Raw genomic sequence first — 14,478 nt, forward strand, 5'->3', positions numbered from 1 at the left:
GCGGCGCGCGGCCTGATCCCCGTCCGCGGGAGGATAGCTGATTAGAATACTGTATTTTTCCGATGGATGTCATCCCTAGGATGGCGCGAGCCGCCCAGCCAAACAAGAAGAGAGGACGTGATTCCGAACAGAGAGACCGCTTATTGCGTAAACGTTTAATGCGGAAAGTGGCTTGCGGAATATCCAACACACTAGCTTCGATCAAGGTGACGAAATAGAGACGTCTTTCCGTTTTTCCAATCAGAACTGCTTGACGCGAATATTGAGCGTTTGGATGCGATAGGCAATCTGGCGCGGGGTCATGCCGAGCAGGCGCGCGGCCTTGGCCTGCACCCAGCCGGCTTGCTCGAGCGCCGCGATGACGCGCTCGCGCTCGTCGAGGTCCGGGTCTTGCAGGTCGACGGCATTGGGTGGGGCGGGGAGATCCATGCCGGGCTCCACGCGCGGGCCGGTGAGGTCGATGACGTCGCTGTCGATCACGCCGGTCTCGCTCATCACCGCCGCGCGTTCCATGCAGTTTTCCAGTTCGCGCACATTGCCGGGCCAGTCGTGACGCATCAGGGCACGCACGGCGGAGTCGGTGATTGTCAGCTCCCGGCCCTGGGTCTTGGCGATTTTGGCAACCAGAAAGCGCGCCAGATCCGGAATGTCCTCGATGCGCTCGCTCAGCGCTGGCATGTAGATGGGCATGACGTTCAGGCGATAATAGAGATCCTCGCGGAACTGGCCCTCGCGGACCTCTTGCTCCAGATTGCGATTGGTCGCGGCGATCACCCGCACATCGACTTTTAATGTGCGATTGCCGCCGACTCGCTCGAATTCGCCTTCCTGCAGTACGCGCAGCAACTTGGCCTGGAATACGGCGCTAATTTCGCCGATTTCATCCAGAAAGAGCGTCCCGCCGTCGGCTTGCTCGAAGCGGCCCTTGCGCAGGCCGCTCGCGCCGGTGAAGGCGCCTTTTTCATGCCCGAACAACTCGGATTCCAGCAGGCTATCCGGCAGCGCGGCGCAGTTGAGTTTGATGAAGGTGCCACGCGCACGCGGGGAATTGTAATGGATGGCGCTGGCGATCAACTCCTTGCCGGTGCCGGACTCACCGCGAATCAGCACCGTGGTGTTCCACTTGGCCACCTGGCGCACTTGGTCAAACACCACCCGCATGCGCTGGGTATGGCCGATGATGTTCTCGAACCCATGGGCACCCTTGAGATGGCGACGCAACTTGTCGCGCTCCTCGCGCAGGGCGCTTTGCTCGGCGGCCACGGTGCGCGCCAGCCTGACAGCCTGGCCGATCAGGTTGGCAACCATCTCCAAAAAAAGCGCCCGTTCCTCAAGCAAAGTGTCACGATCCGGTGGCTGCACGGCCAAAACGCCAATGGCGCCTTCCTCGCCCAGGCGAATGGGCACGCCGATGAAGGGCAGATCGCGGTGATACAGATTTAAGCGATCAAGAAAGCGCGGTTCGTCGCCGACGCGCGGTAAAATCCAGGGCTCGTCGGCCTCGAGGATGTGTCCGATCACCCCCTCGCCGGGGCGATAGCGGATGGTCTCGAAGGGTTCGGCAACCTCGTCGTGGATGGCGCTTAGCATCAGCTCGCCGCTTTCCTCATCCATCAGGCAGACAATGCCGCGCTCCAGCCCGCCGCGTTCGTGCAGCGTCTTGAGCAGCGCGCGCAGGGTCTGGTGAAGGTCGAGCGAGCGACTCAGCACCCGGCTGACCTCGAACAGGGTCTCGAGCTGGGACTCGAGCTGCGTCAGGCGCGCGCGCTCGCCCGGCGCGCCAGTGTCAGCATCGGTCTGCTTCATGCTCTGCATCCTTGAGTGTCCGCCAGAGTTTCTGCCACAGTATTCACCACGATCGCGCTCTTACTCCTGTGAAGGGGTGTGACTTAGCACCAGCTTGACCCGGCAGCCATCGTCGAAGGCGTCGTCGATCTCAATGGTGCCACTATGTTGGTTGACGATTTCCTGCGCCAGCGCCAACCCCATGCCGGCGCGCCCGCGTCGGCGCCGCCAGCCGACGAAGAAGGGCTCGAACGCCTTGAGTCGGTCGGCGGCGGGCAAACCAGGGCCATTGTCCTGAATGATGACTTCGACCGAGCCGTCAAGCGCGCGCGTGGCCAGGCGCAGCTCGCGCTGGGCGCGGCGGCTCTCGTGCAAGGCTTGCAGGGCGTTGTCGATCAGGTATTTGAACAAAGAGCGCAACTGATTGCGATGCCCTGACAGCTCGGGTAGTTGCATCGCCGGCTGCCAGTCGATCACCACCCCGGCGGCCAGCAGGCGGTCGGTTTCGAGCTCCAAGACATGGCGCAGGAGTTCGTTGATATTGACCATGACACCGGCTTCGGGCGCCTCGCTCGGCAAGGCCGCGCGCAGGGTGGCCAGCGCCCGCTCGCTGGCGGTGCTGATCTGGCGCAGATGATCGATGAACAGGCCAAGCTCGCCGTCGCGATCACCGAACATGGTTGTGGCGGCGCGGATGAGATTCAGCGGCTGCTCGATCTGATAACTGGCCGCCGCCAAGGCCTCGCGCACCCCTTCGGATAATTGCTGCTCGGCCAGGCGCGCGCGCAGATGCTCGAGATGGGCGCGGTCGATCTCGCGCCGGCGCGCGGTCACCTCATTGGCCAGCAGCAGCAGCCGATGCTCGCCAGCCTCGGCGGCGCCAAAGTAGCCACGCACGCTGGCGTCGGATTCGTTCACCGCCACGCCGGAGCAGGAAAACCAGCGCGGCGCGCTGCTGCCAGGCGCTAGCAGGCTAATTTCAACATCCTTGAAGCCGTCGCCCTTGAGCACCCGCTCAAGCGGATCGAAGCCGGCCTGTTCAATCAATGCCTGCCGCAGCGCCCTGGCCGGTTCCTCGCCACGCAGATCGCCAAGGAGTTTTTTGTACTCCATGTTATCGAGCATGATCCGCCCCTCGGCATCGAGCAGGACCACTAGCACCGGGGCGGCATTGAGCACCGCCTCGCTGCGAATCTTTTGCGCGCGCAGATCGGCCTCCAGGCGATGCTCGCGCGTCACATCGCGGTGCATGCCGAGGAAAAAGCGAATGCGCCCGCCAGCATCGAGCACCGGGGAGATGATCAGCTCGGCCAGATAGTCGCCGCCATCGCGGGTGCGATTGACCAAAATACCCGTCCAGGTATTCTTGCTCTGGATGGTGCGCCACAGTTGCTGGTAGATGCTGCTAGGCGTGGCGTTGTTGGACAGGATCGACTGGTTGCGCCCGATGACTTGGTCACGATCATAGCCAGTGAGTTGCTCAAAGGCGGCATTGACATAAAGAATATCCGCCTTGTCGTCCGTGATGGAAATGGCCACGGGCGCCTGCTCGACGGTCTCGAAATACACCCGTGGCGGCAGGGGCGCGTCCGGATCACCCGCCATGAGCGTGAGCACGCGCAGCACCTCGGGCGGGGTGTCGGCTGGGGGCGCGGCGAGAAATCGCGCCAAGGCGTTCATAGCCTCGGTTTCTTCCGCGCTTGGCGGCCTGGTGCTTGCGCCAGCCCCCGTTCTGGAACCCGTATTGGCGCCTGGCGCGGCATCGGGCCCGACGGTCAGTCTGACATCGGCTCCGGTCCCGGGTCGGGCCTCTGCTTGGGCGAATCTTGATCCAGCCACGAGTAATTTCCTCCAGCATCTGTGCGCCTTGGCTGAGGCCAGTTGACCGGCGCCCCGTGACTAACCAAGTCGACCGACCGCTGTGTGACCCAGTGGGGAGCAAGCCGGCGCGCCGCGGCCAGCCTGCCTCTTTAGATGGCGACAGCATAAAGCAGAATTCGCGCCAGCGTCGATGTGCATCCTTCGCGAGCTGAAGAAGCGGCTGCCAGCCGCTTCGTAACGCGCCAGAACAAGAAGAACCAGAACCAGAACCAGAACTCGTTTAGGGCCCCGCGGCCTGGGAAGGCTTGAGGAAACGAACGCCTTGTCGGGAAGGCGACAAAGACAGCCCAGTCCTCCAGGCAACCTGTGGCATCCGCGACAAGCGCGCGCGTCGCAAACGCCGGCCAGCCGCTCGCGACAGGCGCCGGCGGCGATTGGCACCGGCCTTGCTTGCTCAGGCAGACCCGCTGCTTCGGCACGCCCGACAGAACACCACCGCTGCCTTGGTCCTGATTGCCATGTCCGATGCTCTACTCTTGATTCTCGGCACCGCGCTGGTCAATAACGTGGTCCTGGTCAAATTCCTGGGCTTGTGCCCCTTCATGGGCGTATCCAACAAGCTCGACAGTGCCCTGGGGATGGGACTGGCCACCACCTTTGTGCTCACTCTGGCCGGCGCCGCGAGCTGGCTGCTGGAACATTGGCTGCTGCAGCCGCTGAATCTGGAATTCCTGCGCATCCTGACCTTCATCCTGGCCATCGCCGCCGTGGTGCAGTTTACCGAAATGGCGGTGCGCAAAATGTCCCCGACGCTCTACCAGGTGCTGGGTATTTTTCTACCCCTGATCACCACCAACTGCGCGGTGCTCGGCGTGGCCCTGCTCAATGTCCAGGAAGCGCATGCTTTCGCTGAAAGCCTGCTCTACGGCTTCGGCTCGGCGCTCGGCTTCACCCTGGTCATGGTGCTCTTCGCCGGGCTGCGCGAGCGCCTCGCCCTGGCCCAGGTGCCGGATGCCTTCGCCGGCACCCCCATCGCCTTCGTGGTCGCGGGGCTGCTCTCTCTCGCCTTCATGGGCTTCGCCGGCTTAGCGTGAACCGCCAACAACCAGCCACTAGCCACTAGCCACTAGCCACTAGAATGATCAGCGCCATCCTCAGTCTTACCGCGCTTGGCCTAGCCCTGGGCACCCTGCTTGGCATTGCCGACCGCTTTCTGCGCGTGCGGGGCAATCCACTGGAGGCCGAGGTTGAAGCCCTGCTGCCGGGCTCCCAGTGCGGGCAGTGCGGTTATCCTGGTTGCACACCGGCCGCGGCCGCCATTGCCAGCGGCGAGGCAGCCGTGACCTGCTGCCCACCGGGCGGGCGCGCACTGGCCGAGGCGCTGGCCGAGAAGCTTGGCGTCTCGCTTGATGCATCGGCCGTGAGCGATGCCGAGCCCAGGGTCGCCTTCATTCATGAGCGGTCCTGCATCGGCTGCACCAAGTGCATGAAACGCTGCCCGACCGACGCCATCATGGGCGCCAAGGACATGATTCATGCCGTCTTCGCCGATGCCTGCACTGGCTGCGGGCTGTGCTTTGACGACTGCCCGACCGAGTGCATCGAAATGCGTCCTGTCGGCCACACACCTCAGAGCTGGTATTGGCCCTTGCCGGACCTTGGGCCGGGGGCTGGAACGAGCGCGGGCACGACACCGAGTCCAACCTCGACCGCGCTCATCATGCCGGAGGTCGCCGCCTAATGCGTCTATTCCGTATTCGTGGCGGCGTCCATCCCGATGACCGCAAGCAGCTGTCGGCCGAACGCCCCATCGAGCCTCTGCCCTTGCCGTCGCTGCTGCACATCCCCTTGCAACAGCATATCGGTGCCGCGGCCAACCCCGTGGTCGAGCGCCGTCAGCGAGTCGCCAAGGGCGAGTTGATCGCGCGCGCCCAGGGGCCGGTCTCCGCGCCCATTCATGCACCCACCTCGGGACGCATCGCCGGCATTGGGCTGTATCCGGCCAATCATCCCTCGGGTTTGTCGGTGCGCACCATTTCCTTGCAACCCGATGGCGAGGACCGCTGGGCCGATGGCATCGAGGGCGCGGGGGACCCCTTCGCGCTCGAGCCAGCGGAGATTGCCAAGCGTGTGGCCGCCGCCGGCGTGGTCGGCCTGGGCGGCGCGACCTTTCCGGCGGCGGTGAAACTCAATCTACGCAATCGCTATGAATTAAATACCCTGGTCATCAATGGCGCCGAGTGCGAGCCCTATCTGACCTGCGATGATCGGCTGATGCGCGAGCAGGCCGCCGCCGTACTCGATGGCGCGCGCATCATGGCCCATGTACTGGGGGTGACACGGATCATTGTCGCCATTGAGAACAACAAACCCCAAGCCCAGCAGGCGATGCTGCAAGCGGCCGCCGAAAGGGCTGGGGCTGTGCCTGGGCCTGCCGGCGCCGGACATGACGGCGGACAGCATGGCGGGCAGGCCAGCATTGAGGTCATCGGCTTGCCCATGCACTACCCCATGGGCTCGGAGAAGCATCTGGTGCAGACCCTGACCGGGCAGGAGACCCCGGCACGCGGGCTGACAGCGGACATTGGCGTGGTGGTGCATAACCCGGCCACGGCCTTTGCCGTGCACCAGGCGCTGCGCGAGGGGCGCCCGCTGATTGATCGCGTCGTCACCATCAGCGGCGGCGCCATCAAGAACCCGCGCAACCTGCGCGTGCCCATTGGCACCCGTATCGAGACGCTGCTCGAGGCCAGCGGCGGCTTTGTCGAGCATCCGGCGCGACTGTTGAGCGGCGGTCCCATGATGGGGCAGGTCATCCCCAGCCAACGCGCACCTGTCATCAAGGGCACCAATGGCATCCTGGCACTGACCGAGGTCGAGACCCGGGTGCGCGAGCCCTCCGCCTGCATTCGCTGCGGCCAATGCGTCATGGCCTGCCCCTGCGGACTGGTGCCGCTGGAAATGGCCGCCCTGGTGCGCGCCGGGCAACCCAAACGCGCGCTGGATGCGGGTCTGCTCGACTGCATCGGCTGCGGTTGCTGCGCTTACGTCTGCCCGGCCCATCTGCCCCTGGTGCAGTACTTTGTTCACGCCAAGGGCGCCATGGCCGAACGCGACCGCGTCAAGCAAAAACAGATGGAAACCAAGCGCCTCGCCGAGCAGCGTAGAGCACGCATGGAGGCCATCAAGGCCGCCAAGCGCGCGGCCATGGCGGAGAGGAAGAAAGTGGCGAGTGGCCAGTAATGAGTGGAAATGCGTTTGCGAAGCGAGGAAGAAGAAATCTCGCGCAAAGACGCAAAGACGCAAAGGCGCGGAGAAGAAGAGGAACAGAGGAGAAACCTGCTGGGAAATCGACCAGTCCTTTCTCTTCCCTTTGCGTCTCCGCGCCTCTGCGCGAGCCTTTTCTTGTTGCGTCGGAATAGAGGGCGACATCATGCTGAGGCCGCATTTGTATTAACCACCTAATAGCCACAAGCACCTAACACCTAACACCTAACACCTAACACCTAACACCTAACACCTAACACCTAACACCTAACACCTAACACCTAACACCTAACACCTAAAAAATGCCAACAGCCTTTGCCGCCAATCCCCACACTCACGCGCCGAACAGTGTCGCGCGGACCATGCGTCTGGTGATGCTGGCGCTGGTGCCGGCGACGCTCTTTGGGCTCTATCAGTTCGGCTGGCCGGCGATCTTTTTGTTTGGCATCACTGTGCTGGGCGCGCTGCTGTGGGAGGCGCTGGGGCTGAAGCTGGCGGGCAAACCCGCGCGCCCGGGATTGCTTGATGGCTCGGCACTGTTGACCGGCTGGCTGCTGGCCATGACTCTGCCGCCCTGGGCCCCCTGGTGGGTGGGGCTGCTCGGGGCATTTTTGGCCATCATTGTCGGTAAGCAGATTTTTGGCGGCTTGGGGCAGAATCTCTTTAATCCGGCCATGGTCGCGCGCATTGCCCTACTGATTGCGCTGCCGCTGGAAATGACGACCTTTGTCGCGCCGGCCCCCCTGTTCTCGTCTGGCGCGCCTGGGTTTCTCGATGGGCTCATGATCTCGCTGGGCCAGGGCGCTGGAACTGGGCCCGAAGCCGGTCTTGTCAGCCCAGGTGTCAGTCCAGATGGCGGCGGGCTCGGGGCCTACGACGCGCTAAGCGGCGCCTCGGTGCTCGATTCGGTGCGCACCGCCTTGGGCCAGGGGCAAGGGCTCGACGCCATTCTGCCCGGCGTCTTCGACCCCCTCGCCGCCTTCTGGGGCGGGGTGGCCGGCAGTCTGGGCGAGACCTCGGCGCTGTTGCTGTTGCTCGGCGGGCTGTTCTTGCTCCAGCAGCGGGTGATCCGTTGGGAGATTCCCCTGGCGGTGCTGATCAGCCTGGGACTGCTGGCGGGGCTGATGCATCTGCTCGACGCCGGGCGTTATCCCGGACCGCTGTTTCACTGGCTTCAGGGCGCTACCCTGCTGTGCGCTTTTTTCATCGCCACGGATCCGGTCACCTCACCGGTGTCGCGCGCCGGGCAGTTGCTGTTCGGCGCCGGCTGCGGGGTGCTCATCTATGTGATTCGCACCTGGGGCGGTTACCCCGAGGGCGTGGGCTTCGCGGTGCTCTTGATGAATGCCTGCACCCCGCTGATTGATCATTATCTAAAACCGCGCATCCATGGCCGTGACCGTCGCGGACAGCCGCTCAAGGTGCCCGAACGCGCGGCCGCCGCGCCGGCGGCCAACCCGGGAGGCCGGTCATGACCGCTATTCTCAACCCCAGCTATCGCCAGCGGATTGGCTATCAGGCCGGGCTGCTTGGTGGCTTTGCAATGGTCGCCGCCGCGCTGCTCACCATGGGCGATATTGCCACTCGCGAGGCCATTGCCGAGCGCCGCGCCGAGGATCTGCTGGCATCCCTGGAGCAGGTGATCCCGCCGGCCACTCACGACAACGACCTGCTCGCCACCACCCTGGAACTCAACGGCCCGGACGACGCGCCCCTGACCGTCTATCGCGCGCTGCAAGGGCTGGAGGTGCAAGCCGTCGCCTTCCGCGTCGCCGAGCCAGGCTATGCCGGGCCGATTGCGCTGATGCTGGGGCTGGATGCCAAGGGTCGCATCCTGGGTGCGCGGGTGCTGGCCCATACCGAAACCCCGGGACTGGGCGACAAAATCGAGGTGGCGCGCGATGACTGGATTCTCGGCTTCGACGGGCTGTCGCTCGATGATCCGCCACCCCAGCGTTGGGCGGTGAAAAAAGACGGCGGCGACTTTGATCAATTCAGCGGCGCGACCATCACCCCGCGCGCCGTGGTCAAGGCCATTCGCGGGGGCTTGGAATGGTTCGCCGCCAACCGAGATGCCCTCACCAGCTCAGCCGTGATTCAGCAGGAGCACAGCCATGGCAACAGCGACTGAAGCCGCCGGCCGCCCGCGCGCCAAGGCGGCGGACGGGGTCAAAGCCCCAAGCACCGACTGGGCGCGCCTGGCCCGCGACGGGCTTTGGGACAACAATGTGGTCTTCGCCCAGGTGCTAGCACTCTGCCCGCTGCTGGCGGTTACCGGCACCGCGACCAATGGGCTGGGGCTGGGATTGGCTTCGACCGTCGTGCTGGTGATGTCCGGTTTCGTCATCGCCCTGCTGCGCGGCTTGATCACCCCACAGGTGCGCATTCCGGTATTTGTACTGGTGATCGCCACCCTGGTCACCCTGGTGGACCTTGGCATGAACGCCTGGATGCACGATCTGCACAAGGTGCTGGGACTTTTCATCCCGCTGATTGTCACCAACTGCGCCATCCTCGGGCGGGCGGAGTCCTTTGCCTCGCGCAATCGGGTGCTACCGGCGGCCTTCGACGGGCTGATGATGGGTCTGGGCTTTACGCTCGTTTTGGTTGCCCTGGGGGCGGTGCGCGAGATCATCGGCTTCGGCACCCTCTTCGCCAGCGCATCCCTGCTGCTTGGCGAGGGCCTGGGCTTTTTGGAGTTGACCATCATTCCCGACTATCGCGGCTTTCTGCTGATGATTCTGCCCCCGGGCGGCTTCCTCGCGCTCGGCTTTCTGCTTGCTGGCAAGCGGCTTATCGACCGGCGCGCCAGCGCGCGAACTCAGTAAAGGGACAGAAATGAGCGATAGGGTAGGCTGGGCCAGGCGAAGCAGGCGCAACTTTTTCAAACCAAGTTGTATCACTGATTCTTGAACCCTTGTTAGTCACTGGGCAGCTCGGTTGGAGCAAGCGTGCGGTGGTTCCACCCATCGAGATAAAGGTGCGCGAGAAAGGAGCAAAGCATGCAAGTTGGCGTCGCCTATGCGGATAAATTCAAACAAACCTGGCTGACTCTGGATGTATCCGATGACAGTACCATTGGTGATGCCATCGAGCACTCCGGCATTCTGCGTCAGTACCCCAACATCGACCTTGACACCCAGAGGGTCGGCATTTTCGGGCGTCTGAGCAAGCTCGAGGCCAAGCTCAAACCCGGTGACCGGGTGGAAATCTACCGCCCCATTACTGCTGACCCCGAGACCATTCCACGGCGCGATCAGGAGTAACCGGCTACGCTCGTTGCAAGCCGAAAACTCTGGATAAAATCATCGATCTTCATCGTCGGGTGCGCGGGACTGCGGATGGTCGGATTCGGGCAGTTCTGAGTCGCGACGCTTCAGTTCCGCAATGACAGCGACATCCATGGGCGACAGTTGCTCGCTCTTGGCGAGTTCCTCGGCGAGTGTGAGCGCCTTGTCGAAGTGCGTTCGCGCCACCCCGGGCTCGCCATGATCGGCGTGCCACCCGCCGACGATGGCATGTGAGATGAACAGATCGCGCTGCCACAGGGTGTTTTGCGGATCACGCTCAATGAGATCCTGGACGATTGTCAGGGCCTGTTCAAAGGCCATGCGCGCCGCGGCTGGGTTGTTATTCCTCAACTGGGCGTCGCCAATTTTGTTCAAGCTGATGGCGACATCACGCTGCCGATCAGGATTGTTGGTATCCCTTTCCGCAAGGGACTGGGCGATGGGGAGGCCTTCCTGATAGGCGGCAAGGGCGGCGGCCACCTCGCCTTGCCGCAAGCGAACATCACCGATGTCCTGCAGCGAGAGCAGGATATTGCGTTGCAGGAGGTGATTGTCGAGGTGCTGTTTGGCCAGGGACAGGACCATGGCCAGCGCATCTTCATGGGCTTTCAAGGCGGTGGTTTGATCACCTGTGGCGGCGTGAACACCGGCGATCCGGCGATAAGTGTACCAAAGGTCGAGCTGCCACTGGATATTGCTCGGATCTTGCGCAGCGTGCTCGCGGCAGATTCCCAGGGATTCTCTGTGCATGTCCAGGGCAGCGGATGGATCGCCCTGTTGCAGCAGGATATCTCCGACCTTGTTCAGACTGATGGCAAGGTCGCGACCCCACTCCCGGTTATTCGGATCCTCGGAGGTCAATTCACGGGCAATGCCTAGGGCTTCCTGGTAATGATGCAGAGCCTGATCGACCTCCGCGAACAACAGATGCAGGTCACCGATTCGGTTAAGACCAATGGTCAGGTCGCGAAGCCATACCCTGTTTTGCGGATCCCGCGCGGCCAGATCCCGGGACAATTGCAGTCCCTCGCTGAACGCGGTCAGCGCGGCGCGGGGGTTTCCGACGGCCAGGTGCAGATCTCCAATTTTGGTTAGGGCCACCACGGTGTCCCGAATCCAATCGCTGTTCTCCGGATCGCTCCCGCTGAGCGCGCGGCGGATGTCTAGCACCTCCTCATAGGTCGTCAGCGCGGTAGCCGTCTGCTCCAACTGCCGCTGGATATTGCCGATGCGCTCCAGGGTCACTGAAATGTCGCGCTGCCACTTGGTGTTGTCAGGATCGCTCTTCGCCAGGGACTGGACGAGGGTCATGGCTTCCTGGTAGGCGTCGAGGGCGCCCTGGGTGTCGCCGCGCAGCACACGCACATCACCGGTTTTGTTCAAGCTCACGGCCAGGTCACGGCGGGCAGTCGGGCTCTCCGGCTCTTGCCTCGCCAGCGATCGCCGGGTGGCAAGCCCCTCCTCGTAAGCGGCAAGGGCGCCCGCGGCATCTCCCTGCTGCAGGCGGATATCGCCAATCTTATCCCACCCGATGGAAACATCCCGTTGCCACAATCTATTGGTAGTGTCCTCGGCTGCGAGGGTGTGGCAGATGGCCTGGGATTCCTCATAGGCCGCCATGGCCGCCACGGCCTGGCCACGTTCTTTCTCGACGTCGCCAATGCGGTCCAGGGTCACCGACAGGTTGCGCTGGGCTTCGGCATTGTTTGGATCGCCCGCGACCAGCATCCTGTCGATCAGCAATGACTCTTGGTAGGCCGCCAGAGCGTCTTCAAGGCTTCCCTGCCGGGCGTAAAGGTCTCCCATCGCCAGCAGGGCGGCTGAGCGGCTGCGCTGCAACATGCTGTCATGGGGATTGGCCTCGGCCAGGTTGTCCTGTAGACGCCGAGCGCGCTCTAGGATGGAGCGAATGATGGCGCTAGGCACGCGCGAGTCTTTGAACTTCTCGGCGAGATCGAATACCAGGGTGTTCGCGCTCGCGGTCGCGGCGCGCAGGGCGTTTTCAGCCTCGACCCGACGTTGCTCTGCAATGCTGCCTTGGCGTCGTGCTTCCGCCGCCTGGCGTTCGGCCTCCAACTGTCCAGTGAATCCGTACCATGCGCCAAGGCCTGAGAGCATGGCGAGCACGGCCATGATGACGGCGACCAAACGGATGCGACGCAGACGACGATCACGCCGTGCGCGGGCCGCGCGAGACGACGCCTCGATATAGGCGATGTCCAGGGCATCGAGATCCTCGCGCCGACGAGCCAGAAGATCCTCTGCCTCGGCCAGCGCGATGCCATCGGGCAGCAGCCGCGCGGTATCTTTGTTCTGGTCAAGCCAGACGCCCAAGGCGGCCGTGACCCGACTTCGCGCTTTCAGGAAAGCGCCTTCCCGCTCCAGCAAGGCACGGTAGCGCGGCCAGCGGCGCAATAATGCCTCGTGCGCCAAGCGCACGGTCACTCCAGCCCGTTCGCCGTTCTTCTGCGTGCCCGGGCCGGCGTCGCTGATCAGCAGACGCGCCCGCACCAGGGCCTCGACCACCGCCGCGCGTTCCGGGCTGCGCCCCAGGTCGGCCCAGCCCACCAGCCGCCGAGCTGCCTCGTTACCCTGCGCGCCCGCACCTGCTTCCAACCCGGCCAACGCAAGCAGCACGCCGTCCACCGCGGCCGCCCGATGCGGCCCCAGCGCAGCGCAGACAGCCTCGGCCTGGCTGGAGATCGCACCCTCCAGACCACCGAGGGCTTCGTAGCTCTTGAAGGTCAAGACCGACAGGTCTTGTTGCTCGACATCGCGCCGGTAGAGTTCGTCCAGGGCGAATTCGACCAGCGGCAGCGCGTCTTGACCGCTTGCCGCCTCCCGCAGCGAAATATCCAGACCGACCCGGGTTTCCGGATGCTCTTCGAAACTCAACCCTGCCGCCTGCGCTGGCAGGCGGATGATCTGGTCAAGCTCCGCGCCACTGGGCGGGATGAGATTGATCTGAGCGTCTCCGCCGCTCAACTCCAACAGCGACGGCACCTCGGCGAGCCGATGGAAGTAGTCCGAGCGCAGGGTGGCGATCACCCAGATCGCACCGCTTTGCGCCAAGGACCGCAGCAAGTCGGCGAAGCGCTCCGCCATCTGGGGCGAGAAGGCGCGGTGATCGGTGAAAATCTCCTCCAACTGGTCGATCACCAGTACCAGCCGCGCCGGCGGCAAAGCGCCTGGTCGCGCCGCCAGGTGCTCGCGCTCGGCCACCCGGCGCAATGCGATCTCGAGGATGTCGCCGCCAGCTCCATCGCGCAACCGCGCGGCCAGACGTTCTGGGTCGAAACCTGTCTCGGCAATTTCCGGCAGCGCCTGGCGTGTCTGCAACGCCCGCGCCAGGCGGTCGAATATGTCTTCCTCCTCTACTGCGCCATCGGCCCCGGGGGTGAGGATGCAGCGTCGCCACAGCGACACACCCGAGGTCACACCTGGGCGCTCCAACAGCGGCAGCACGCCAGCGCGCACCAGCGAGGACTTTCCACTGCCGCTGGCCCCAAGCACAAGGACAAAGGCGCGCCCCTGTTCGGCGCGCGCGCTCAGCCTATCGAGAACCTGAGTGCGTGCCTGCCAGCGCCCGAAAAATATTGGCGCATGCTCGACATCGAAGCTCTGAAGTCCCCGGAAGGGCGATCCCTGGTACCACGACAGGCCAGCCTCCGGCCTGTCTCCGCCAGGCACCACAGGCACCGCGGGTTGCGCCGGCAAGAAGCGCCGCAGGCGGGCGCGCAGATGAGTCTCCAGCTGCTCCTCGAACTGATCCGCGCTGGTGTAACCGTTGTAGCCCAGCTTGAAACCACCGGTCTTGGTGTCTGCGAAGTGACGCGTCCAAAAGACCTCGAGCGCGTCGAGTTGGGCGGCGGCGTCACGCAGGGCACGAGCGTCCTGGCCTCTTGCCAAGGCTTCGCCACGGTTGCGGTAGACCAGCAAATCAGGGCGACCCTTGGCGGCATGTGCCTTCAGGGCATGCTCGACTTCCCATTCGGTTCCAGTCACGGGCACGCGTCCGTCAAGACCCTGATACGCGCGTTTCTCGGTGCGTTCCGGCAGCGGAACACCTATGCGTGACCACAAAATGACGACAACGATGTCGCTGTCGCCTGGCTCCGGCTCGATAATATCTTGGAAGTGGCCTCCTGCCAGCATGGGTTCGGTCTCCCATAGCACCGGGCGAATATCCAGGAATCGGCCAAACTCCTGGTTCAAGCGGTTGATGACCAGCACGCAACGACGCCGCTCGGCGGCTACATCGCCGGGCGAGGAGATAAAAATGGTGACAGGAATGCGCTCAGGCATGGTTGCTGCC

General features: G+C 63.8%; 10 protein-coding genes. 7 read left to right on the top strand and 3 right to left on the bottom strand.

Translation table 11 applies throughout. The features are described 5' to 3' along the window. Window positions 1-240: 240 nt before the first annotated feature. Window positions 241-1,806, bottom strand: a complete 1,566-nt coding sequence (gene nifA / locus Thiowin_RS04645) for a nif-specific transcriptional activator NifA (protein WP_328986569.1) — start codon at window positions 1,804-1,806, stop codon at window positions 241-243. Window positions 1,807-1,866: 60 nt separating this feature from the next. Then, window positions 1,867-3,465, bottom strand: a complete 1,599-nt coding sequence (nifL, locus tag Thiowin_RS04650; RefSeq protein WP_328986570.1) for a nitrogen fixation negative regulator NifL — start codon at window positions 3,463-3,465, stop codon at window positions 1,867-1,869. 659 nt (window positions 3,466-4,124) lie between these two features. Here nifL and rsxA point away from each other — a divergent pair. From rsxA to Thiowin_RS04685, 7 genes are all read left to right on the top strand, one after another. After that, on the top strand, window positions 4,125-4,700 hold the full coding sequence (rsxA, locus tag Thiowin_RS04655; protein WP_328988006.1) for an electron transport complex subunit RsxA: 576 nt from the start codon (window positions 4,125-4,127) through the stop codon (window positions 4,698-4,700). Between the two features lie 44 nt (window positions 4,701-4,744). Beyond that, window positions 4,745-5,347, top strand: coding sequence for an electron transport complex subunit RsxB (gene rsxB, locus Thiowin_RS04660; RefSeq protein ID WP_328986571.1), 603 nt, complete (start codon window positions 4,745-4,747; stop codon window positions 5,345-5,347). Beyond that, on the top strand, window positions 5,347-6,849 hold the full coding sequence (gene rsxC, locus Thiowin_RS04665) for an electron transport complex subunit RsxC (RefSeq protein WP_328986572.1): 1,503 nt from the start codon (window positions 5,347-5,349) through the stop codon (window positions 6,847-6,849). Before rsxB ends, rsxC begins: the two co-directional genes overlap by 1 nt. Window positions 6,850-7,175: 326 nt before the next feature. After that, a complete protein-coding gene (locus tag Thiowin_RS04670; RefSeq protein ID WP_328986573.1) occupies window positions 7,176-8,348 on the top strand; it encodes an RnfABCDGE type electron transport complex subunit D in 1,173 nt (390 codons plus the stop codon). Then, window positions 8,345-9,004, top strand: a complete 660-nt coding sequence (rsxG, locus tag Thiowin_RS04675; protein ID WP_328986574.1) for an electron transport complex subunit RsxG — start codon at window positions 8,345-8,347, stop codon at window positions 9,002-9,004. The genes Thiowin_RS04670 and rsxG overlap by 4 nt, the downstream gene beginning before the upstream one ends. Beyond that, the gene (locus Thiowin_RS04680; RefSeq protein ID WP_328986576.1) at window positions 8,988-9,701 is read left to right on the top strand and encodes an electron transport complex subunit E; all 714 of its coding nucleotides are present in this window, start codon (window positions 8,988-8,990) and stop codon (window positions 9,699-9,701) included. The genes rsxG and Thiowin_RS04680 overlap by 17 nt, the downstream gene beginning before the upstream one ends. Before the next feature lie 174 nt (window positions 9,702-9,875). Beyond that, window positions 9,876-10,139 (top strand): RnfH family protein, encoded by a 264-nt coding sequence (locus tag Thiowin_RS04685; RefSeq protein ID WP_328986577.1) that lies wholly within the window; start codon window positions 9,876-9,878, stop codon window positions 10,137-10,139. Between the two features lie 39 nt (window positions 10,140-10,178). Here the strand turns inward: Thiowin_RS04685 and Thiowin_RS04690 are convergent, their stop codons facing one another. Then, the gene (locus Thiowin_RS04690; RefSeq protein WP_328986578.1) at window positions 10,179-14,468 is read right to left on the bottom strand and encodes an nSTAND1 domain-containing NTPase; all 4,290 of its coding nucleotides are present in this window, start codon (window positions 14,466-14,468) and stop codon (window positions 10,179-10,181) included. Between the last annotated feature and the right edge of the window lie 10 nt (window positions 14,469-14,478).

The organism is Thiorhodovibrio winogradskyi, assembly GCF_036208045.1.
GTDB lineage: Bacteria > Pseudomonadota > Gammaproteobacteria > Chromatiales > Chromatiaceae > Thiorhodovibrio > Thiorhodovibrio winogradskyi.